Origin of the sequence: Pseudarthrobacter sp. NPDC055928 (assembly GCF_042270935.1) — a bacterium.
In the GTDB taxonomy this organism is placed as follows: Bacteria; Actinomycetota; Actinomycetes; order Actinomycetales; family Micrococcaceae; genus Arthrobacter.
Window position 1 is genome coordinate 155,083 of the sequence record NZ_JBHJZH010000003.1, and the last position, 21,294, is coordinate 176,376.

The 21,294-nt window shown below is 64.7% G+C and carries 21 protein-coding genes; 5 read left to right on the top strand and 16 right to left on the bottom strand.

What is annotated here, in order from left to right; translation table 11 throughout:
- Positions 1 to 38 precede the first annotated feature (38 nt).
- From ACFC25_RS05950 to ACFC25_RS05960, 3 genes are read left to right on the top strand one after another with little or no spacing between them, the layout of a single operon-like run.
- Positions 39 to 470: a DUF3592 domain-containing protein gene (locus tag ACFC25_RS05950; protein ID WP_376044457.1), complete on the top strand. Its 432-nt coding sequence runs from the start codon at positions 39 to 41 to the stop codon at positions 468 to 470.
- A gap of 3 nt (positions 471 to 473) precedes the next feature.
- A complete protein-coding gene (locus ACFC25_RS05955; RefSeq protein ID WP_376044458.1) occupies positions 474 to 905 on the top strand; it encodes a DUF3592 domain-containing protein in 432 nt (143 codons plus the stop codon).
- Positions 906 to 942: 37 nt separating this feature from the next.
- Complete coding sequence (locus ACFC25_RS05960; protein ID WP_376044459.1) at positions 943 to 1,434, top strand: hypothetical protein; 492 nt, start codon at positions 943 to 945, stop codon at positions 1,432 to 1,434.
- Between the two features lie 16 nt (positions 1,435 to 1,450).
- On the opposite strand, the gene ACFC25_RS05965 is transcribed toward ACFC25_RS05960, so the two are convergent.
- The 12 genes from ACFC25_RS05965 to lysS form a co-directional block, all read right to left on the bottom strand.
- Complete coding sequence (locus ACFC25_RS05965) at positions 1,451 to 1,729, bottom strand: hypothetical protein (protein ID WP_337345475.1); 279 nt, start codon at positions 1,727 to 1,729, stop codon at positions 1,451 to 1,453.
- A gap of 92 nt (positions 1,730 to 1,821) precedes the next feature.
- The gene (locus tag ACFC25_RS05970) at positions 1,822 to 2,007 is read right to left on the bottom strand and encodes a hypothetical protein (RefSeq protein WP_337350673.1); all 186 of its coding nucleotides are present in this window, start codon (positions 2,005 to 2,007) and stop codon (positions 1,822 to 1,824) included.
- Positions 2,008 to 2,073: 66 nt separating this feature from the next.
- Positions 2,074 to 2,772, bottom strand: a complete 699-nt coding sequence (gene dhaM / locus ACFC25_RS05975; RefSeq protein ID WP_376044460.1) for a dihydroxyacetone kinase phosphoryl donor subunit DhaM — start codon at positions 2,770 to 2,772, stop codon at positions 2,074 to 2,076.
- Complete coding sequence (gene dhaL / locus ACFC25_RS05980) at positions 2,769 to 3,401, bottom strand: dihydroxyacetone kinase subunit DhaL (RefSeq protein WP_337345472.1); 633 nt, start codon at positions 3,399 to 3,401, stop codon at positions 2,769 to 2,771. Before dhaL ends, dhaM begins: the two co-directional genes overlap by 4 nt.
- Before the next feature lie 2 nt (positions 3,402 to 3,403).
- Positions 3,404 to 4,405, bottom strand: a complete 1,002-nt coding sequence (dhaK, locus tag ACFC25_RS05985; protein WP_376044461.1) for a dihydroxyacetone kinase subunit DhaK — start codon at positions 4,403 to 4,405, stop codon at positions 3,404 to 3,406.
- Positions 4,406 to 4,739: 334 nt separating this feature from the next.
- Positions 4,740 to 6,161 (bottom strand): FAD-binding oxidoreductase, encoded by a 1,422-nt coding sequence (locus ACFC25_RS05990; RefSeq protein ID WP_376044462.1) that lies wholly within the window; start codon positions 6,159 to 6,161, stop codon positions 4,740 to 4,742.
- A 119-nt stretch (positions 6,162 to 6,280) separates the two neighbouring features.
- A complete protein-coding gene (locus tag ACFC25_RS05995) occupies positions 6,281 to 6,790 on the bottom strand; it encodes an amino-acid N-acetyltransferase (RefSeq protein WP_376044463.1) in 510 nt (169 codons plus the stop codon).
- A 181-nt stretch (positions 6,791 to 6,971) separates the two neighbouring features.
- Entirely contained in the window at positions 6,972 to 9,104 is a 2,133-nt protein-coding gene (locus ACFC25_RS06000; RefSeq protein WP_376044464.1) for a prolyl oligopeptidase family serine peptidase, read from the bottom strand.
- 169 nt (positions 9,105 to 9,273) lie between these two features.
- Positions 9,274 to 11,766: an ATP-dependent Clp protease ATP-binding subunit gene (locus tag ACFC25_RS06005; RefSeq protein ID WP_337345467.1), complete on the bottom strand. Its 2,493-nt coding sequence runs from the start codon at positions 11,764 to 11,766 to the stop codon at positions 9,274 to 9,276.
- Positions 11,767 to 12,123: 357 nt separating this feature from the next.
- Complete coding sequence (locus tag ACFC25_RS06010; RefSeq protein ID WP_337345466.1) at positions 12,124 to 12,453, bottom strand: Lsr2 family protein; 330 nt, start codon at positions 12,451 to 12,453, stop codon at positions 12,124 to 12,126.
- Between the two features lie 134 nt (positions 12,454 to 12,587).
- Positions 12,588 to 12,767 (bottom strand): hypothetical protein, encoded by a 180-nt coding sequence (locus ACFC25_RS06015; RefSeq protein ID WP_337345465.1) that lies wholly within the window; start codon positions 12,765 to 12,767, stop codon positions 12,588 to 12,590.
- A 2-nt stretch (positions 12,768 to 12,769) separates the two neighbouring features.
- Positions 12,770 to 14,296, bottom strand: a complete 1,527-nt coding sequence (gene lysS, locus ACFC25_RS06020; RefSeq protein ID WP_337345464.1) for a lysine--tRNA ligase — start codon at positions 14,294 to 14,296, stop codon at positions 12,770 to 12,772.
- A 115-nt stretch (positions 14,297 to 14,411) separates the two neighbouring features.
- On the opposite strand from lysS, the gene ACFC25_RS06025 reads away from it, so the two are divergent.
- Both ACFC25_RS06025 and ACFC25_RS06030 read left to right on the top strand, forming a co-directional pair.
- Positions 14,412 to 15,275 (top strand): alpha/beta hydrolase, encoded by an 864-nt coding sequence (locus ACFC25_RS06025; RefSeq protein ID WP_376044465.1) that lies wholly within the window; start codon positions 14,412 to 14,414, stop codon positions 15,273 to 15,275.
- A 76-nt stretch (positions 15,276 to 15,351) separates the two neighbouring features.
- Positions 15,352 to 16,185 (top strand): alpha/beta hydrolase, encoded by an 834-nt coding sequence (locus tag ACFC25_RS06030; RefSeq protein WP_337345462.1) that lies wholly within the window; start codon positions 15,352 to 15,354, stop codon positions 16,183 to 16,185.
- An 83-nt stretch (positions 16,186 to 16,268) separates the two neighbouring features.
- Here ACFC25_RS06030 and ACFC25_RS06035 read toward each other — a convergent pair whose 3' ends face one another.
- The 4 genes from ACFC25_RS06035 to ACFC25_RS06050 all read right to left on the bottom strand — a co-directional run bounded on the left by ACFC25_RS06035 (position 16,269) and on the right by ACFC25_RS06050 (position 21,277).
- Positions 16,269 to 17,744: a DHA2 family efflux MFS transporter permease subunit gene (locus ACFC25_RS06035; RefSeq protein WP_376044466.1), complete on the bottom strand. Its 1,476-nt coding sequence runs from the start codon at positions 17,742 to 17,744 to the stop codon at positions 16,269 to 16,271.
- A 126-nt stretch (positions 17,745 to 17,870) separates the two neighbouring features.
- Positions 17,871 to 18,437 carry a type 1 glutamine amidotransferase domain-containing protein gene (locus tag ACFC25_RS06040; protein ID WP_376044467.1) on the bottom strand — a complete coding sequence of 189 codons (567 nt, stop codon included), beginning with the start codon at positions 18,435 to 18,437 and terminating at the stop codon, positions 17,871 to 17,873.
- A 113-nt stretch (positions 18,438 to 18,550) separates the two neighbouring features.
- The gene (locus ACFC25_RS06045; RefSeq protein ID WP_376044468.1) at positions 18,551 to 19,411 is read right to left on the bottom strand and encodes a hypothetical protein; all 861 of its coding nucleotides are present in this window, start codon (positions 19,409 to 19,411) and stop codon (positions 18,551 to 18,553) included.
- A 93-nt stretch (positions 19,412 to 19,504) separates the two neighbouring features.
- Positions 19,505 to 21,277, bottom strand: a complete 1,773-nt coding sequence (locus ACFC25_RS06050; protein WP_376044469.1) for a DUF5605 domain-containing protein — start codon at positions 21,275 to 21,277, stop codon at positions 19,505 to 19,507.
- Positions 21,278 to 21,294: the final 17 nt, after the last annotated feature.

Consider the following 21,294-nt stretch of genomic DNA (forward strand, 5'->3'; position numbering starts at 1 on the left):
GTGGCATACTTCTTGGTGACCGGAACCGGGGGAAGTCCATGAAGATCGTGCTTTACATTATTTGGGCGCTGTTTGTGGTGGCCGTTGTTTTTGCCTTTGTCCACACGCTGCGCAAGGCCAAGCGCCACGAGAACCTGATCACCAGCTGGCCCAAGGCGCAGGCAACGGTGACCGGTAACGTCGCGGGGTGGACACATGGCGGAGGCGGCTCAACGCGGAACAGGCGCTTCTACCCCACCTACCAGTTCGCTGACCCCAACGGGACGCTGTATGCGGGCGAATCCGAGGTTTCGTACGTAAACCAGCAGGTGCCCGGATCGCTGCTCGAAGTGGCGTACAACCCGGCAAATCCCAACCAGTCGTTCCAGGTGGCGTACGAATCAAAAAAGGTGATGGGCTGCCTGATGCCGTTCTTCGCACTCTTCGCCCTGGGCTCGTTCTGGTTTATCGGCATCTTTCCGGTGGGCTGACCCATGGATTTCCTGAAGCTGCTTTTTGTTGTCCTGCCGGGACTCTTCCTGGTGCTCGGCCTGATCCTGGCGGGCATGTCCCTCTCAGCATCGTTGCGCCGGCGACGCTCCATGACGGGGTGGGTGCACACGTCCGCCACCGTCACGGGCAACCTCCACGGCGCAGACGGCCCGGCCAGCAACGGCCGGGACCGGTTCGCCCCGTCCTACGAATTCGCGGACACACGCGGCCAGCGGTGGCTGGGGCAGTCCGACATCTACAGCCGCGACCAGGCGATCATCGGCACCACGATTCCGGTGGCCTACAACCCGGCCAACCCGGCCGAATCCACCCTGCCGGTCTTCGTTATTGCCAAGGGTCGAATGGCAACAGGTCTCATTCTGGTGACCTTCGGCGTGCTGGCCATAACGATGTTTGCGTCACTTTCCTGGTAGCCGTGCGGGCACCCGCCCGCCGGTCCTACCCTGAAGTATGAGCAAGTCCGGGGTACTTCTGGCACTGATAACGACGACGGCGCTCACCTCTGGCTGCTACTACTTCCCTTACGAAACACCGTGTCCGGCGATCGCACAGGCGTCTGTTGTGTCGGTTACCGTTGCTGCCCCCTACGTGCCCCAGATGGGCACCCTGCGGCTGAAGGCGTGCCAGGACGGTGTGTGCACCGAGAATACCCTCGAGCTGCACCAGGGCAGCGTTTCCATTGATCAAGGCTGCAGTCCGGACGGCGTCTGCTCTGCAACGGCTTCCCCCGACGGGACCATGATCGGCATGCTGTTCCTGGACTCCCTGACCGAATCGCCCATGGCCGTGACGGCCACCGGAACCTCCCCGGACGGCTCGGCGCTGCCCGTGCGGACACTGGACTTCCGTCCCCGCGGCGAATTCCCCTACGGCGAGCAGTGCGGACGGTTCATAACGGCATCAGTAGTGCTCGACGCCAAGGGGCTGCGGCAGGCACCCTGACGCCAGGTAGGTCCGCTTAAGGCTGGGCGGGGTCGGCTGCCCCCGCGTGCGGAACCTGCGGAGCTGTCCCGAACAGCCATGCCGACACGTCGCTTCGCAGGACAAGATGGGGACCGCCGGTTTCGCTCACGCTGCCGGTGGGAACGTAGTAGCCGCGGCCGGCACCGGCACCACCGGCGGCCCGGTCAAGGGCTTCCACGAGCGGCCTGGTCAGATGGCCCTGGGGCCCAAGCCCGCGCAGCCCGTCCAGTTCTTCAGGGGTTAGCCTGCCAAGAATTTCAGCAATATTGGCCATGATGGATCCCTTCGAGCAGAGAGTGCCTGAAGGGACAATCTAGGGCACCACCGTTAACGGCACGTGAACGCGAAGTGGCACCTTAGCGCCCGTCAGAACAGGGTGGCCTGGCCCAGCAAGCCGCCCGTGGAGCCGTCAGCGTCCGGGCCGGCCAGGTCCGCCGATGCCCGCCACTCAAAGCCGAGTTCCGCGAAGAGCTCCTCGATGGATGTCTGTCCGTCCAGCACCACCAGCGGGCAATTGTCATCCAAGTCGAGCCGTTCCATGGCATCGAGCATATTCGCAGGCTATGACAGGACGGAGCGAACACACCGGGGACAGCCCAAACAGGACGGCAGGGACTCCTATGGTTCCCCGAATCCAGCCTGGACCAGTCCGCCTACGTAGTTGACTGCCCGCTCGGCGTCAACGCCCCAGGCTTCCACATGCAGCACCGAACCCTTGCCGGCGGCAAGCGTCATCAGAGCAGTCATCGAGGTCCCGTCCAGGCCATTGACGGTCACGCGCGCATCCAGGGACGAGAGCCCCCCGGCGATCTTGGCCGCCGGGCGCGCATGCATGCCCGCCTGGTTGATGAGCTCAAAGTCGCCAGTAAACTCCGGCCCTGCCCCTGTCACTGAGCCCTCTTCGACAGCACTGAAGGAGGACGACGGCGGCACCCCCTGCGCGGAGCCGTACACTCCTTCCGCCGCACGCTTGACGGCGTGTACGTCCGCCCCGCCCTGCGCTGCCACGGCTGCGGCCACCAGCCCTTCCACCAAAGGGGCATCGGCCAGCAGTACACCGTCCGGGTGCCCCGCAAACTCCAGCGCGGATTCTGCTGTCATGACGGCCGATCCCAGATCGGTCAGGACCACCACACCATCCCCGCCTGAAGCTTGCTCCAAGGCGGCCATGACCCTATCCAGGCTGGTGCCGATCCGGCCGTCCGGGGTGCCCCCGGCGGACACTATCGAAACATCAGGTGCCATCTGCGCGGCAAGTTCCGCGGCGCCGTCGGCTATTTTTTCACTATGGGAGACCACAACCAGGGCGACGCTCACGCCGCGGCCCCGACTGCCGCGCGCAGGATCAGGGCACTGGAGGCGGCCCCGGGGTCACGGTGGCCGGCGCTCCGCTCCCCCAGGTAACTGGCGCGTCCCTTGCGGGCAACCATGGGATCCGTGGCGACGGCACCCGCTTCAGCAGCCTCGGCGGCAGCCACCAGTACCTCGAGGACCGTGCCGGCACCGCCTGCTGCCGCGAGAAGGGCAGCTTCAGCAGCCGGCGTCCACGCATCAACCATGGTCTTGTCGCCCGGCTCGGCCTTGCCCCTGGCCACAATCCCGTCCCTGGCCGCTACCAGGGCCCCTGCGAAGGCGGCGGGTTCCACCTCCAGCGAATCGCCCAGGGATGCCGCGGCCCGGAGGAAGGCGGTTCCATACAGGGGACCGGCGGCGCCTCCCACCTTGGACATCAACGTCATGGCCGTCAACTTCAGTGCTGCCCCAGGCGTTGCCGGGGGGACCTCGGCGAGTTTGTCCAGCACGGCCTGGAAGCCGCGGTCCATGTTTTCGCCGTGGTCCGAATCCCCGATAGCACGGTCCAGTTCAATGAGCCACGCCCGGTGTTCCGCCATGGCCTGGGCGCAGAGTGTCAGCCACTTCACGGCCCAATTCGCATCGAGAACCATTGCTACACTCCCCAGCGCAAGGCGGCCGTGTGGACCGGGGCGTCCCACAGTCCGGTCAACTCATCGTCGAGCCGTAGGACGGAAATGGAGCAGCCCTGCATGTCCAGGGCGGTGACGTAGTTCCCCACCAGCGAGCGTTCCACGGTGGCGCCTTTGTTCGCGATCACCCGGGCGGCGCGCCGGAACACAATGTAGAGCTCGCTCAGCGGCGTCCCGCCCATTCCGTTGACGAACAAGAGCACTTTGTCGCCAGCGGCGATGCCGAGGTCGCTGAGCACCGGTTCCAGCAGCCTGTCAGTAATGGCGTCCGCGCTTTCCAAGGGGATTTTGTGCCGGCCGGGTTCGCCGTGGATCCCGATGCCGATCTCGATCTGGTTCTCACCGAGATCGAAACTGGGTGAGCCTGCATGCGGCACCGTGCATGCAGCCAGAGCTACGCCCATAGTGCGGACGTTGCTGTTTACGCGGTCACCGATGGCGGCCACGGCGTCCAGGTTGTCGCCCCGCTCAGCAGCGGCACCGGCGATTTTCTCCACGAGCACCGTTCCGCCCACACCCCGCCGCCCAGCCGTATACAGCGAGTCCTCCACGGCAACGTCATCATTGACCAGGACCGTTCGGACCTGCACCCCTTCGGCCTCGGCCAATTCGGCGGCCATTTCGAAGTTCAGCAAGTCACCGGTGTAGTTCTTCACGATATGGACGACGCCGGCACCTGAGTCCGCTGCCTGGGTCGCCGGAAGGATCTGGTCCGGCGTCGGAGAGGTGAACACCGCCCCAGGCACGGCGGCGTCGAGCATTCCCCGCCCCACAAAGCCGGCGTGAAGCGGTTCGTGGCCGCTTCCGCCGCCGGACACCAGCCCCACTTTGCCGGCCACCGGCGCGTCCTTGCGGATAATGAACCGGGGCTCTGCACTGACGGTGACAAGGTCCGCATGGGCCATGCCGAAGCCGTCCACTGACTCGTCCACAAAAGCGCGGGGATCGTTGATGAGTTTTTTCACGGGGCTCCCGGGCGGTCAGTCTTCCTGGAGGATGTCACTTTGACCCTACTACCGCCACCCGCACTCCGGTAGTTCCCGCCCTTGCGGCCAGCGTCTGCCTGCTAGCCTCTGCCCGTCAGCCTCTGCCGCTAGCCTTGCCCCCGGGTTGCCCGCGTTGGCCGCGCGTGGCCGGAAACGACGAAAGGGACAGCCCCCAATGACTGTCCCTTTGCGCACGTGCCCCCAAACACAGGCCATCCATAGTTTATCCATCAATTCGACTAAAGCAAGGAAAAGTCCTGGTATGACGCAGCCCCGCCATCCGAACGGACGGCGGGGCTGGCGGCTCAACGAGTCAGGCCACCGCGGTGTGGACTACCCTTGCCGCGGGCAGGATGGCGTGGCCATGACGGAAGAGGTTCTTCGGATCCAGCTCCGCCTTCGCTTCGCGAAGCCGGACCCGGGCAGCCTCCGGCCAAGCGCTGGCCGCCAACTCGGGCGCAGCGAGGTGTCCGTGGAGGTTGACGGCGGTGCCTCCCGTTCCGAACGGCTCAAGCGCCAAACGTGCGGCGGTGATGGCGGCCGGAACCAGGTGGGCAATCTGCGGTGCCATGATCCCCACCGCGAAGAACGAGAGTGCGGCATCGCGCCCGCCCACGCAGTCGCCGTCGGGATCGGCTCCGTTGAGTGGAACGGCCAGCGCGCCGCCCATCAGCCGGATCTCCGCCAGCAGGAGCGGAGCGGTGCTGTCCGGCCCGGCCAGCTGAAGCAATGCTTCCGCCAGACCGTCGCTGAGTTCCCTAAGTAGCATTCCACCTTCGTGGACGGGCACCGGATGCTCCGGATCGGCGTGGATCTCATCCACCCGTAAGTAGGGAAGGGGACCGACGCCGTCTACCAGGACGGGAGCGGCCACGCGCATCGGAGCGAGCAGCCGCGCTCCTTCCTCCGCAGTGCCCTGCCAGGCAAACCGCAGGTGCATCACAAACTTGCCACGCAGGAAGCCCGGTACTTCCTCCATGTCCGGCAGCCGCAGGAAGGCCAGCGACGCGGAGGCCTCCGCCGGCAGCGACCCGCTCCAGTGACGGAAGGCCGCGAGCACTTCACGGGCGTGGCTACCCTCGTAGAAGATGCCGCCTGCGAACAGCTCGCCGGCCGGGAACAGCGAAAACTCCATCGCCGTGACGATGCCGAAGTTGCCCTTGCCGCCACGAAGCAGCCCGAACAGCCGCGGATCGCTGTGGGCGTCCACCCTGCGCAGCACGCCGTCGGGGGTGACAAGGTCGAACGCAAGCACGTGGTCCGACGCGAAGCCGTACTTCCGTCCCAGCAGCGGAATGCCGCCACCGAGGGTATAGCCAACAACGCCGACGTCGGTGGTGGAGCCGTGCAGGCCCATCAGCCCATAGGGGGCCGCAGCCCTGAGGACGTCCCGCCAGCGCACGCCGGCGCCCACCCGGGCGGTCTGCTCTTCGGGATCTATGGATAGTTCCAGCATGAGCCGGGTGCTGATCAGCAGGCCGCCGGTGATGGCATTCGCGGCGCCGTGGCCAGTGGACTGGACCGAGATGGACATGTCGCGGGCGGCGGCCCACCTGACTGCGGCAACGACGTCGTCGGCGTTGACCGCACTCAGCACCAAGTCCGGAGTGTGGCGGGTGGCGAGGTTAAAGGCTGCGACTTCCGCGTCATAGTGGGCGTCGCCCGGGGCATATACGAGCCCGCGGACCAGAAGCTGAAGCTCGGTTTTTTCCGTGTGGGAGGAGAGGATGTGCATGAGGTGCTTTCGATAGTCGGGGTTTGCTCCCCAGCAAGTTCACCTAGTTTATCCATCGAATCGATCAACGAAAAGACTTCAAAAATCATCCATAATTTCCGGCCCTGGCCAGCCGAGTGTCAGAGGAACTTGATCATCCGCGTGTTGCCCAAAGTGTTGGGCTTTACCCGCGCCAGATCAAGGAACTCGGCCACACCTTCGTCATGGGAGCGGAGTAGTTCGGAGTAGACCACAGGGTCCACCGCGGACTGGTCCTCCATCACTTCGAAACCGTGGCGCTTGAAGAAGTCCACCTCGAAGGTGAGGCAGAAAACGCGGACAACACCGAGCGCGCGGGCCTCCTCCAGGAGGCTCTCCACCAACACGTGGCCCACACCCTTGCCGCGCCAGGCATCGGACGCGGCAAGAGTGCGCACCTCGGCCAGGTCTTCCCACATCACGTGCAGAGCGCCGCAGCCGATGACGTCGCCGTCGTCCGATTCTGCGATCCGGAACTCCTGCAGGCTCTCGTAGTAGGCCACCGTCTCCTTGGCCATGAGGATCCGCTGCTCCGCCAGCGGCGCCACCAGCCTCTTGATGGCGGCCACATCGCCGGTGCGGGCAGGACGGATATAAAAGGAGTCAGTCACAGGCTCAATCCTACGAGGCGCGTGTACGGTCCGCGGGACAGCGCCGTGACGTTCGGCACGAGGTGAAGGAGGCTGGGACATTTCTGTAGCTTGCGTCAGAGCGACGAAGGAGCAGCAAGCGGGAAATGTCCCAGCTTCCGAGCCGGAGGTAACCAGAGCCGGAGGTAACCAGAACCGGAGGCTAGAGACCAAGCTCCGCAGGCACCGGAACGTCCTTGCCCAGCACGTTCTTGGCGAGGAAGCTCTCCACGACGCCGTACCAGACCTTGGCATGCTGCGGCTGCAGGATCCAGTGGTTCTCGTCCGGGAAGTAGAGGAAACGGTGCGGGGTCTGGCCGTCCTCGTCTGCGGCCAGCCTGGACTTGGAGAGGAGTTCATACCAGAGCCGCAGGCCCTCGCCGATGGGCACACGGTAGTCCTTGTCGCCATGGATCACCAGCATGGGGGTGCTGATTTTTTCGACATGGAGGTGCGGCGAATTCTCCAGCGCCATCTCCGCGGTCATTTCCTTGAGCCAGTATTGCGAGGCATCCGTGGTGGGGCCGAACTGGTCCAGGGCCCACAGGCTCGCGTGCGTGACGATCGCCTTGAACCGATCCGTCTGGCCTGCCACCCAGTTGGCCATGTAGCCGCCGAAGGACCCGCCCATGGCCGCGGTGCGGCTTTCATCGATGTCCGGGCGCTGCACGGCAGTGTCGGTGACAGCCATCAGGTCCGTGAACGGCGCCTTGCCCCACTCGCCCCAGCCCCGCTGAATGTGCGCCTGCCCATAGCCCGTGGATAAGGCCGGATCGGGCAGCAGAACCGCGTACCCCTTCGCTGTGAGCAGCCAGGGGTTCCACCGCCACGTCCAGGCGTTCCAGGACCCCAGCGGCCCGCCGTGAATCCACAGCAGCATGGGCGCAGGCGACTCAGCCGACGCGCCGTCGGGCAGCGCCAGGTACGCCGGCACTCGCGTACCGTCCCATGCTGTGGCAGCCAGCCGCTCCAGCCGGCCGGCGCGCTTTGGCCGTTCTGCCGGGGCTGGCAGCCTGGCAGTCTCCCCCGTTTCCAGGTTGATCCGTACGGCCTCCGGTGGGAACTCATAGGAGCTTCGCAAGGCATAAGCGGTGCGCCCGCCGGGAGAAACCACGACGTCGGTGTACGCCGCCGCATCCTGCGTCACCCGGGTGACGCTCACTTCCGCGGCAGACGCCGGAACGCTAATCCGGAAAACCGGCGACGCGCCGTCGTCGTCCGCGGTGACCAGGAGGGCGGAACCGTCGGGGAGCCACGCTGCCGGTTTTGCCCAGCGGTCCCAGTCGGGGACCAGCGGGGTCAGGCCGGCGTTGTGGCCGTTTGACTCGTGGGCGTTGCCTGAAACGTCCAGCAGATGCAACTTGACCTGTGGGGCCTCGTGCGGGGTGGTGTCGCTTTCGCTGACCACCACCAGTGTGTTCCCGTCGGGGCTGACCGGGCCGGGGAAGTAGCTCATGCCCGCCTGGTCCAGGAGTACCTTCTGGCTTGCGGTGGCCACGTCCACGGCGACCAGGACCGAGCGGCTGTCCGCCTTGGCCAGCGGCCGGGTGTAGCTCGTGTAGATGGTCCGGCCATCCGGACTGACCACAGTCTCGGCCTCGCGGAGCCGCGGACCGGCGCCCGGGGTCAGGTTTCGGAGCTGCAGCGGCGCCGTCGCATCAACGGTGGACGGCCTGCCAGGTTCCTTGTCCTCGCCCGGTTCCACGGCGAAAATCCGCGGCTGCCCCGGCCCCAGGTCGGCGTCCCAGTATCGGACCGGGTATTCGCTGTGAAGGATGGCCGCGACCTTGTTGTCCTTGCGGGATTTGCGCCGGTCGGCGTCGTTCTCCTCGTCCGTTGACCCGGCCAGGATCTCTGCCGTGACAAAGGTGGCGTCCGCGTTCTGTGCGGCCATGACAGAACCAACCCCGCCGGGGCGCGAGAGAACCACGCGGGCTTCCCCGCCGTCGGCCGGCAAAAGCCACAGTGCGTTGACGGGATCTGCGTCGGGGCTGTCCGGGTCCGGGCGCGCGGAGGTGAAGTAGACGTCGCCGTTGGCCGCGAAGGCGGCCCCGGCCTCGCCCTTGGCGCTGCGGGTGATGCGCCGGGCATGCCTCTCCCCGGAGGGATCCAGCTCCCACAGGGCCGTAGCGAATTCGGTGCCCTTGCCGTTGAGCGTGGAAACGGTGGTGACCAGCCTCCGGCCGTCCGGGCTCAGGGACAAACCGCTGACGCGCGGAATGGCCAGGTAATGGTCGAGGTCGTGGAATGGGGTTTCAGGTTGCTCGCCCGGGATCGCCGGGTTTTCAGTTTCCATGCCCCGATTCAACCCGACTGTGCCCCGCATCACAAACCCCAATGGTCGACACACGACGCCGCAGCTCGATGTCGCTCACTCAAGCCAGCGGCCCCCTGAGTAGATGGAGAGGGAAAGCGAAAGGCCCCGCCTGCTCCTTTTAGGGAGCGGGCGGGGCCTTGGCTTGTTGCTAGGCGCTTGGAGCGATTTCCGGGATGCGCGGCTTGGCGTTGCCAGCGAAGGTGAACTTGGCGTCGTCTCCTTCGCCGTCCACATCCACTACCACGATGTCGCCGGCGTGAATTTCGCCGAACAGGATCTTCTCGGAGAGCTGGTCCTCGATCTCGCGCTGGATGGTACGGCGCAGCGGCCGGGCACCCATGGCTGGATCGTAACCACGGGTGGCGAGGAGCACCTTGGCGGCCGGCGTGAGCTCGATGCCCATGTCCTTGTCCTTGAGGCGCTTCTCCAAGCGTGCCACGAACATGTCCACGATCTCGATGATCTCGTCCTGGGTCAGCTGCGGGAAGACCACGACGTCGTCAACACGGTTCAGGAACTCGGGACGGAAGTGCTGCTTGAGCTCCTCCGTGACGCGGGCCCGCATCCGGTTGTAACCGGTCTGCGTGTCCGTGCCCGACTGGAAGCCGGTGGCAACGCTCTTCGAAATATCCCGCGTTCCGAGGTTTGTGGTCATGATGATCACGGTGTTCTTGAAGTCCACTACACGGCCCTGGGAGTCGGTCAGGCGGCCGTCTTCCAAGATTTGCAGGAGGGAGTTGAAGAGGTCCGCGTGGGCCTTTTCCACTTCGTCGAACAGGACCACGGAGAATGGACGGCGGCGAACCTTCTCGGTCAGCTGGCCACCTTCCTCGTAGCCCACGTAGCCCGGAGGTGCACCGAAAAGGCGCGAAACCGTGTGCTTCTCGGAGTACTCGGACATGTCCAGCGTGATAAGGGCGTCCTCTTCACCGAACAGGAACTCGGCGAGAGCCTTGGCCAGTTCGGTCTTGCCGACGCCCGTAGGGCCGGCGAAGATGAAGGAGCCGCCCGGACGCTTGGGGTCCTTCAGGCCTGCACGTGTGCGGCGGATCGCCTGGGACAGGGACCGGATGGCCTCGTTCTGGCCCACAACGCGCTTGTGCAGTTCCTCTTCCATCTTCAGCAGGCGCGAGGACTCTTCCTCGGTCAGCTTGAAGACCGGAATGCCCGTGGAGTTGGCCAACACCTCGGCAATGAGATCCTCATCCACCTCGGAAATGTCATCCATACCGCCGGACTTCCAGTGGCGTTCCTTCTCAGAGCGCTCCGTAATAAGCTTCTGCTCCTTGTCGCGGAGCGCAGCAGCACCTTCGAAGTCCTGCGCGTCGATCGCGGACTCCTTCTCCATCTTGAGCTTGGCAATCCGCTCGTCCATGGCCTTCAGCTCCGGCGGGGCAGTCATCCGCCGGATGCGCAGCCGGGCGCCGGCCTCGTCGATCAGGTCAATGGCCTTGTCCGGCAGGAAGCGGTCCGAGATGTAGCGTTCAGCGAGGCTGGCAGCGGAGGCCAGGGCGCCGTCGGTGATGGTCACGCGGTGGTGCGCCTCGTAGCGGTCACGCAGGCCCTTGAGGATCTCGATTGCGTGCGCAACTGAGGGCTCCTTGACCTGGATCGGCTGGAAGCGGCGCTCCAGGGCGGCGTCCTTCTCGATGTGCTTGCGGTACTCGTCCAGCGTGGTGGCGCCAATGGTCTGCAGTTCACCGCGGGCCAGCATGGGCTTGAGGATGGACGCAGCATCGATGGCACCTTCGGCGGCACCGGCACCCACGAGGGTGTGGATCTCATCGATGAAAAGGATGATGTCGCCGCGGGTGCGGATTTCCTTGAGCACCTTCTTCAGGCGCTCTTCGAAGTCGCCGCGGTACCGGGAGCCTGCCACCAGGGACCCGAGGTCCAGGGTGTACAGCTGCTTGTCCTTGATGGTCTCCGGGACGTCGCCGCGGACGATCGCCTGGGCAAGGCCTTCGACGACGGCGGTCTTGCCAACACCGGGCTCGCCGATGAGAACGGGGTTGTTCTTGGTACGGCGCGAAAGGACCTGCATCACGCGTTCCATTTCGGATTCACGTCCGATGACCGGGTCCAGCTTGTTCTCGCGGGCAGCCTGGGTCAGGTTGCGGCCGAACTGGTCCAGGACCACCGAACCGGCCGGCGTGCCTTCGGGCTGGCCCGCGCCAACGCCGGCGCCGGTGGTTTCCTTGCCCTGGTAGCCGGAGAGGAGCTGGATGACCTGCTGGCGGACCCGGTTGAGGTCTGCGCCGAGCTTCACCAGCACCTGGGCTGCCACGCCCTCACCCTCACGGATGAGTCCCAGCAGGATGTGCTCCGTGCCGATGTAATTGTGGCCCAGCTGCAAAGCCTCCCGCAGGGAGAGTTCCAGCACCTTCTTGGCGCGGGGGGTGAAGGGGATGTGGCCGGATGGGGCCTGCTGGCCCTGCCCGATAATCTCCTGCACCTGCTCGCGCACGCCGTCGAGCGAAATGCTCAAGGACTCAAGAGCCTTGGCGGCAACGCCCTCACCTTCATGGATCAGACCCAAGAGGATGTGTTCGGTACCAATGTAATTGTGGTTCAGCATGCGTGCCTCTTCTTGGGCAAGCACAACTACGCGACGGGCACGGTCCGTAAATCGCTCAAACATTTCGCCACACTCCTAGCTACGACGTACTTTGATGCTACGTGGCCGACCCAGACTTGTGGAGCGTGTTCGCCACAGGGGAAACCGGGGCCGGCGCGGGAATATCCCGCAGGTGCTTCCGCCAGGACATGACAGCGCCCGGCCGTCCGGCCCACTGCCACTTCCGGAGGTCCGCTGGGGCGCGCCGGATCGTTCGCCGGAAATGCCCTTCGCGATTGACCTGAAGTGAAGTCGGCGTCTTTTCCATCCAACTGTTTCCACTCGGCTGAAGCGGGCTTGCTAATAGTCATTTGGCACAAAAAACCCTGCCTCCACCCAAGGGTGAAGACAGGGCCTATTACGCCGCCAGGAGGCAAGGTCCTAGGAATTTGCCTTTTGGTAGGCTTCTTGGATTTCAGCCTGAATTCGACCCCGGCTGTTAACCGTGTAGCCGTTGTCCCGTGCCCACTGCCGGATTTGGGCGGAGTCATTGCTTCGGGCGCCAGAAACTGCCTTCGTGCGGGTGGCACGGCCGGCGGATGTCTTGCGCCCTGCGGCAATAAACCGCTCCAGGGACGAACGGAGCTCGGCCGCGTTGGCCGAGGACAGATCAATTTCGTAGCTGACCCCATCGAGGCCAAAACGGACATTCTCGTCCGCGGATCCCCCATCCAGATCATCTACGAGGATGATGTTTACTTTCTGTGCCATTAATAGTCTTCCTCTTGGAAAGGTTCGGGTTTTCAGAAAAGCAGGATGTTCCTGATAAAAGTATGACCCTCATTATGGCAACGCGTCAAAGCGTGAAATGGTTCCTGGGGATATTCCCAGAAAGTTCTGTCGTTTTATTTATTCGCGTCGGTATCAGGCGCGTCCAATGGCCCCGACGCACGGCTTTCCGCCTCCGCCTGGGCTTTAGCCTCGGCCTGCCGCTCGGCTTTGTCGGCATTGAAAATCGACTTCATGGCAAACCAGAAAAGCAAGCCCACCACAAGCGAGGGCAGAAGCACGGCGACGTATTCCACGGTCAGTGACCCTCGGGCTTCAGGAGCGGGAAAAGAATGGTTTCTCGGATACCGGCACCAGTGAACAGCATGACCAGTCGGTCGATGCCCAGCCCGATGCCGCCCATGGGAGGCGCACCGTATTCGAGCGCCCTGAGGAAGTCCTCGTCCAACTGCATGGCCTCGACGTCGCCCGCAGCAGCGTGCCGGGACTGTTCGGTGAGCCGCTCGCGCTGGATGACGGGGTCGATCAGTTCAGAGAAGGCCGTGCCGCGTTCCATGCCGCCGATGATGAGGTCCCAAGCCTCGATCAGGCGGCCGTCCTCACGGTGCGGACGGGCCAGCGGCTGCGCGGACGGCGGGTAGTCGTACACAAAGGTCGGGTTGAGGAGCGTGGGCTCCACGATTTCACCAAACAGCTCCACGGCCAGCTTCTCGGCGTCCCACTTCGGGTCTACCTTCACCTCATGCTTTTGCGCAATGTCGCGCAGCACCTCAAGCGAAGTGTCCGGGGTGACTTCCTGGCCAACGGCGTCGGACAGCCCGGGGTAGACAGAGACCCAGGCCCAGTCGCCGTCGAGGTTGATTTCCCCGGCCTCGGTCTGGAGGGTGCGGCCGGCGCCCACGGCGTCTGCGGCGTCGAGGATGATCTCCTTGATGCGCTGCGCCATGACGAACTGGTCAGCCCAGGCCTCGTAGCACTCGAGCGTGGTGAATTCGGGGCTGTGGGTGGAGTCCACACCCTCGTTGCGGAAGACACGGCCCATGTCGTACACGCGGTCGATGCCGCCCACCACGGCGCGCTTGAGGTAGAGCTCGGTGGCGATCCGGAGCGTCATCTTCTGGTCGAACGCGTTCATGTGCGTCTCGAATGGACGTGCCAGGGCGCCGCCGTGGACCAGCTGCAGGATGGGGGTTTCCACCTCCACGTAGTTGTGGCGGTGGAGGCTTTCGCGGATGGAGCGGGTGATGGCGGCGCGGGTGTAGACCATTTCCCGGGCTTCGTCGCGGACCATCAGGTCCACGTAGCGCTGGCGGACGCGGGTTTCCTCGTTCAGTTCCGCGTGCAGGACCGGCAGCGGCCGGAGCGCCTTGGACGCCATGGACCAGGACTCGGCCATGACGGACAGCTCGCCGCGGCGTGAGGAGATCACCTCGCCCTTGATGAACACGTGGTCGCCCAGGTCCACCAGGGCTTTCCAGTCAGCGAGCGCTTCCTCGCCCACATTGGCCAGGCTAAGCATGGCCTGGAGGCGGGTGCCCTTGCCGTCAACGCCGCCTTCTTGCAGCGTGGCGAAGCAGAGCTTTCCGGTGTTGCGCACAAAAACCACGCGGCCGGTGACGCCCACAACGTCGCCGGTGGTGTCATCGGCTTCGAGGTGCGCGTACTTTTCGCGGATCTCGGTGAGGGAATGCGTCCGTTCAACACCCACCGGGTATGCCTCGGTTCCGCGCTCGATCAGCTTGGCGCGCTTTTCCATGCGGATGCGCATCTGTTCGCTGGCGTCGAGCGGCTCTGGGGCATTCTTGGGGGTGTTTTGGGAAGTCACAATCCCCAAGTTTACCGGGAGTTCCGGCCACCGGGTTTTTGTCCAGATAATGCACGTTCAGACCGCCGCCGGCCACGTTCGGTGGACAAAAAACTCCAAGGGACGCCGCCCTAGGATGGGGAGGGTGAAAGAACAGGTAGTGCCAACGCACGACGGCGGCCGGCTGGCGTTGTACAGCTACGGCACCGAGGACGCTCCGGGAGAGCGCCGGGTGGTGCTGATCGGCGGAGCCTTCCTCACTGCCCTGATCTATCGCCCTTTTTCGGAAGCGCTGGCTGAGGGCCTGGGCGACGGCTGGGCGGTGGATGTGTACGACCGCCGGGGCCGCGGCAAGTCCAGCGAACAGCCGGCGGACTACTCCATGGCCACCGAAATCGCAGACCTCCGCACAATCCTTGACGCCACCCGCGCGCGCAACATCCTGGGGCATAGCCTGGGCGGCTCCGTCGCGTTGAACGCGGTCCAGGAATTTACCGGCACAGCTTATGTGCCGGACAAGCTGGCCGTGTACGACGCGGCGGTGAACATCGACGGCAGCATCGACACCGACTGGCTGGACGGGTTCGAGGACGCCGTTAACAACGGCCGCGTGGGTCACGCCCTTGCTCACATGAAGAAGGCCACCAATCCCGGCAGTGCGCTGGCCAAGATCCCCGAGCCTGTTCTCGCTGGGTTGATGGCCCTGATGTCCCGGACCAAGGTGAACAGGCTGTTCCGCCAGGTGATGCCCAGCGGCGTCGGTGAGCTGCGGGCCGCGTACAACGAGCCGGACCACGCCAAGGACTTCGGCGTCCTGCCCTCCAACACGCATTTCATGGCTGGCGGAAAAAGCCCCGCCTATTACAAAGCCACGGCCGAGCTGCTCCATGCCGCAGTGCCCGGAAGCACGTTTGAGCTGTCACCCAAGGGTTTCCATGGCTCCATCCCCGCCGCCGTCGAGGAGCTTGTGACGGACATCTCGGAGTACTTCAAGGGCTGATTTCCAGCCCAAATCTTTACCGGCGCCAAAGGCACTCCTGCTGCCAGCACTCAGGTACCTCGGCTAGGCTCGGAACATGACGCGCGAGAACATCAAGACCCCCGACGGCGGCACACTCGAGCTCTTCTCCACGGGTGCCGAACTGGCGTCCGCCGGCTCCGGCGTGGTGGTGGTGCCGGCCTCCATGGTGACTGCAGCCGACTACACCAAGTTTGCGCAGAAGCTCAGCGCAGCCTTGGGCCGCCCGGTGCATACCTTCAACCGCCGAGGCCGCGGTTCCTCGTCGCCGCAGCCGGATGACTACACCCTTGACGCGGACATCCGGGACCTTGACGCCGTCATGAAGCACACATCCAGCACCGACGTGTTCGGCCACAGCTTCGGCGGCGCCGTGGCCCTGCACGCGGCCCGCACGCTTCCCGTGGAACGGCTGGCCGTCTACGATCCCGCCGTGTCCGTGAACCACAGCGTCAAAGCCGACTGGACAGCGGAATACGAACGCGCCACGGCCGCCGGGGACGACGATCGCGCCCTTGCCGTGCTGAGCAAGGGCCTGGAAACCGGCGGCGCGTTCTCCCGGATGCCGTTGTCCATGCTCACCATCGCCAACAAGCTCACCGCCGGCACGCATGTAGGCAAGCAGATGCGCGAACTGATGCGCACCGGCGTCCGGGAAATCAAGGCGATCATCGCCGCGGACATGCCGGCCGAACCGTTCCTGGAACTGCCACTGGAAACCCTGATCGTGGTGGGTGAGAAGAGCCCGGCGTACTTTGGCGTGGCGTGCGGCCAGATCCACGACGTCCTGTCCGGTTCGAGCTATACCATCCTCCAAGGTTCCGGCCATGACGGCGTCCTCCGCGCCCCGGACAAGCTCATCACCGAACTCAGCGACTTCTTCGCCGGCTAACCCCTTGGCCGTTTAACCCCATGTAAGTAGCAGCAGATGTCGTTTTGAGGGCTCAAAACGACATCTGCTGCTACTTAGTTGGGTTAGTGGCCGCCGTGGGTGGGGCCGGCGCCTTCTGTCTTGCGCATCATCGCTGAAAGTACGACGGCGGCAAGGGCTATCACAGTCGCCGTCAGGAACGCTGCGCTCATCCCGGCAACCAAACCGGAGGCGGCGGAAACCACAGCGAAGATGGACACCAGCAGCGCCGTGCCGGCGGCGCCGGCCACCTGCTGCGTCGTGCTCATGATCGCCGAGCCGTGCGAGTAGAGGTGCGGCGGCAGCGGGTTCAGGCCGGTGGTGAACGCCGGGGTGAACAGCAGTGCCAGGCCAAAGCTCAGCACCACGTGCAGGCTGACGATCCACCACACCGCTGTGCCGGCGTCGAGCATGGAGAACTGCCACAGGGACAGCACCATCAAAACCGAACCGGTCACTGTCAGCGGCAGCGGGCCTACCTTGTCGAAGAGCCGGCCGATGAACGGGCCCAGCAGGCCCATGGCCAGTCCGCCCGGGAGCAGGGCAAGGCCCGTCTCCAACGATCCCAGGCCGCGGATCTCCTGCAGGTAGAGCGGCAACAGGATCACGCCGCCAAACAGCGCCATCATGGCCACCACCATCAGCAGCACCGAGACGGTGAACATCCGGAAGTTGAAGGCGCGGAGGTCCAGCAGCGGAGCCTCCGCCTTCTGCAACCGAAGCTGACGGAGCACAAACACTGCCAGGCTGGCCACGCCCACTACCAAGGCACCAATAGCTACCGGGCTCGGGCCGCCTTGACCTCCGTGGCCGCCGCCGATCTGGCTGAGGCCGTAGACCAGTCCGCCGAAGGCCGGGACGGTCAGGAGCACGGAGAGGAAGTCGAGCTTGGTCTTCTCTGTTTCGCCGATGTTGGTCAGGTACTTGGCGCCGATTGCCAGCGCCGCGAGCGCCACCGGGAGGACGAACACAAACATAAAGCGCCAGGTGAAGTGCTCCAGGATCAGCCCGGAAACGGTGGGGCCCATGGCCGGGGCCACTGAGATGGCGATGCTGACGTTGCCCATCACGGCACCGCGCTTGGCGAGCGGGACGAGGGTAAGGATGGTGGTCATCAGCAGCGGAAGCATGATTGCCGTGCCACCGGCCTGGACGATGCGTGCCAGGAGCAGTACTTCGAAGCCGGGAGCCGCTGCGGCCAGCGCGGTGCCGCCGGCGAAGAGGCCCATGGCCAGCATAAAGACTGCACGCGTGGACAGGCTCTGCAGGATGAATCCCGTGGTGGGGATGACCACGGCCATGGTGAGCATAAAGCCGGTAGACAGCCACTGTACGGTGGGCGCGTCCACGCCAAGGTCCACCATCAGCCGCTGCAGGGCAACGTTCATGATGGTTTCGTTGAGGATCACCACGAATGTTGCCACCAGCAGTGTGGCGATGATGGTCACCGATTCGCGGGACATCTTCGCCGGTGCGGACGGCTGCGCCTCAGTGGCCTGCACGGGCTCTCCGTGGGCGTCAGAAGAGACTTTTGTAGACATAAGTGTTCCCTCAGGGAGTTTGAGTTTGATGGCAGGCGAGCTTCGTCGCTGCAGATTCAAACACTCTACCCGGTGGACTAATTCCTCCGCCGGGCATTTTTCTTAACCCTGAGGGAACAATTTTATTTAGGCCGTCTGGCCCGCGTGCTGGCCTTCGGAGATTTCCTCCACCAGCTTGCTGTTGAAGGCAGGAAGGTCCTTCGGGCTCCGGCTGGTCACCAGCCCCTGGTCCACCACCACTTCGTCATCGCTCCAGTTGGCACCCGCGTTTTTCAAATCGGTCTGGAGCGTGTGGTACGAGGTGACATTCCGGCCGCGGACCACGCCGGCGTCGATCAGCAGCCACGGTCCGTGGCAGATCGAGGCCACCGGCTTGTGCTGTTCGAAGAAGGCCCGGGTGAAATTCTGGGCGGCCTTGTCCACCCGGAGGTGGTCGGCGTTCACTACTCCGCCCGGGATCACCAGGGCGTCAAAGTCCGAGGCGTTGGCATCCGCAACCGTCAGGTCCACATCGAAGGTGTCGCCCTTCTCTGTGCCCTCATAACCCTGCAGCTTGCCGCTCTTGGGAGCCACCAGCGTGGGTTCGCCGCCGGCGTCCTTGACTGCCTGCCACGGGCTGGTGAGTTCAACCTGCTCCACGCCGTCCGTCAGCAGGAATGCGACTTTCTTGCCTGCGATGCTGTGTTCTGACATTTTTCCTCCTCTGGTGAGGCGGAGGGAGCACATGGAAGCACTGCGTCATCCGCCTGGAGTTGTTTGCCTGACATGATCCAGCCTAGGAAAACCCAAACTCATAAGCAAGCTGACTACTTTGGCAGCACCAGCAGGTAGCCCGCGGGCAGGTCGCTGCTCCAGCGTCGCGGCTCCCGGACCACGAACTGCGTGGCCAGCTGCTCGGGGGTGATCAGGGTGTTCGGCGCGGGCGACGGACCCCACTGCCCGCTGCCGTGCGGGAAGAGCGGGTCCAGGACGTGGACGCCAGTGACGGAGAATTCCGGGAACTGGCCGGGATCGCCGAGCGACTCGAAGCCACTCATCACCCACGCATGGCGGCCACTCCACATGACCAGCCCCACCGGCCGGCCCGTGGCGGCGATGGCGCGTGCCGCGGCCTGCAGCGCGTCCTCGTAGCCGGCGATGCTGACCACCTCGTAGGGCCCCATTCCCACCTCGGTCAGCACCTTCGCCCAACCGAAGGGATTGGCGCCGTTGAACGAGTTGGACGACCGCGCCCGGGCCATCTCCCACAGGTCATTCTGCTGGGCGCGGTCGGTCCACGTGCCGCCACCGGTGTCGTCGATGAGGTTGTGCGCCATCTGGATGCTCGCCGCAACACACCAGTCGAAGGTGTACTGCGGCACGAAGTCCCCCTCCTGGTAGAGGTTGAGGGCAAACACCTGGGGCACCGGGGCCGGCATTGGTACCGACGCCGGACTGGGCACCGATGGTGCGGAGGGAACCGATGATGGGGTGGGAACGGATGTTGCCGTGGGGGCCGCGGCCTGCTGGGGCGAGAGGGTGGCGTCGCTCGCGGCTGGCGGGGCCGTGGACGCCGGGATCGGTGAACCGGTGAGGGCCTCGTCAATGCCGACCGCGGGCACGCAGGCCGTGAGGAGGGTCGCCAGGACGACGAGCCACGCAAGATAACGGGGCTGGGCACCGGTCATGATCGATCCATTCTAGCGCGGCGCCGCGGGAACACCCCGTCCGGGAACCGCAGCCATCCAGCCGCTGAGGGCCTGCCGCGGTTCCCGGAAATGTCAGGAAACGGCGCGGATACGAACAGCCATGAACTGCCGGCCCGGAAGCTCCACCTGGAACCGTCCTTCCACTGCGTCGGGCAGCGTTTCCACTGTCATGTTCCAGGTGTCGATGATGTCCACCTGGTACTGACGCCCGGCTGGCATGACGAAGTTCCGGTACGTGGGCTGGTTGAACCCGAAGTAGCTGATCTCATACTCGAACCGGATGCCGGCGGTGGGAACGTCCCAGGCGCTGGGCAGCGGATCAAGGAAACCTCCGGGTGTCTCTTCCTGGATGCTGCGCAGGAAAGCAATGCGTTCCGGGCTGCTGCCGTGGAACCCGCCGCCCTTGGCCCACCACAGGATGTCCCGGTCGTGCATATATGTTTCGCCGTGGCCAACGTAGCCGCCGCGGACGGCGCCTTCCCAAAACCGCCGGGTCATTTCCTCACCGGTGATGTTGCCCCAGCCCTGGTCGATGTTGCCTTCGTAAGCGCACTCGTCGATGACCACCGGCTTCTGCCAGCGGTCGCGCCACTCCCCCGTGAACTCCGCGGTCTTGTGCACGTCCTGGCGCTGGATGCTGCTGTGCGTGATCCAGGGCCGGCTGTAGTCGTAGAACGCGTGGCAGTTGTGGATGGAGAGGAGGTGGCCGTTGGGGTCGTTGGCCTGGACAATCCCGGCGAATCGTTCCCAGTCCTCGGTGGTCTTGCGGAACAGCAGGTCGTATTCGTTGGCCAGGGACCACCAGATGTTGCGGTGCGAAGCAAGCCGGGCCACCACGTACTTCAGGTAGCGGTCGTCCTGGCCCGGGGTCATGGTGGAGAAGCCCCAGCGGTCGTAGGCGTGGAAAAGGATGAGGTCAGCCTCGATGCCAAGTTCGTCCAGTTGGCTGATGCGCTGTTCGAGGTGGCGGTAGAACGCCGGGTTGGGCCGCTCGTAGTCGAAACCACCGGCAAGGGAGCCCTCGAACGGGTAGAGGTCCGGTTCGTTTTCGTTGAACAGGTAGGACTTGGGGAACACGCACATCCGCATCTTGTTGAACGGTCCTGTGGCCAGCGTGTCCAGGGTCTGCTTTTCCAGGGCGTCGCCCTGGTGGGTCCAGGCGTAGGCCGTGGTGCCAATCGGCAGGTAGGGGGTGCCGTCGTCGTACGCGAAGTGGAAGGTGTTGGCCACCCGAACCACGCCTTTGGCGCCCGCTGCAGCCTCCGCTGCGCTGAACGAGCCGCTGATGCCGTCGAGCGAGCGGGCGTTGCTGGAGGTGGCGAAGGTCCATTCCCCCGCCTCCGGGACCAGGAGCCTGACCTTGTAGTTGCCGTCTCCGTCATAGAAGCCCGGCACGTCCAACGTCTTCCCGGACGGGGCGGTGAAGACTGCACGGAGTTCGACGTCGGTGAACGGGTTGCCGTGCGAGGGCCCAGCGAAGGTGATTTCGAGCCGGTCCTGCGCTGCGGCCGCCGTGGGCAGGGAAACAGCCGCGCTGGCCCGTTCAACGGATTCCGGTTCGTAGTCGGCGGCGGGGGCCGGGACGTCGCTGGCGGCTGCCGCGGCCCGCTGCGCCACGGTGTCCTCCGGCTCGAGTTCGCCGATGAGGCGGAGGATCTCTGCAACCTGACCAGGCTTTCCCTTCAGGGCTTCCTCGGTTCCTAGGATCAGTCCCACCTCGTGGAAGTACAGGGTGTGCAGCAGGGGGTTGTTGGTCAGGGTGGGGACGTGCTCGGTGAGGATGCGGTTACCCTCGGCATGCCGCATCACAAAGTACAGGGGGCTTTCAGCGGTAAAAGTGCTCATCGATGCCTTCTTGGTTC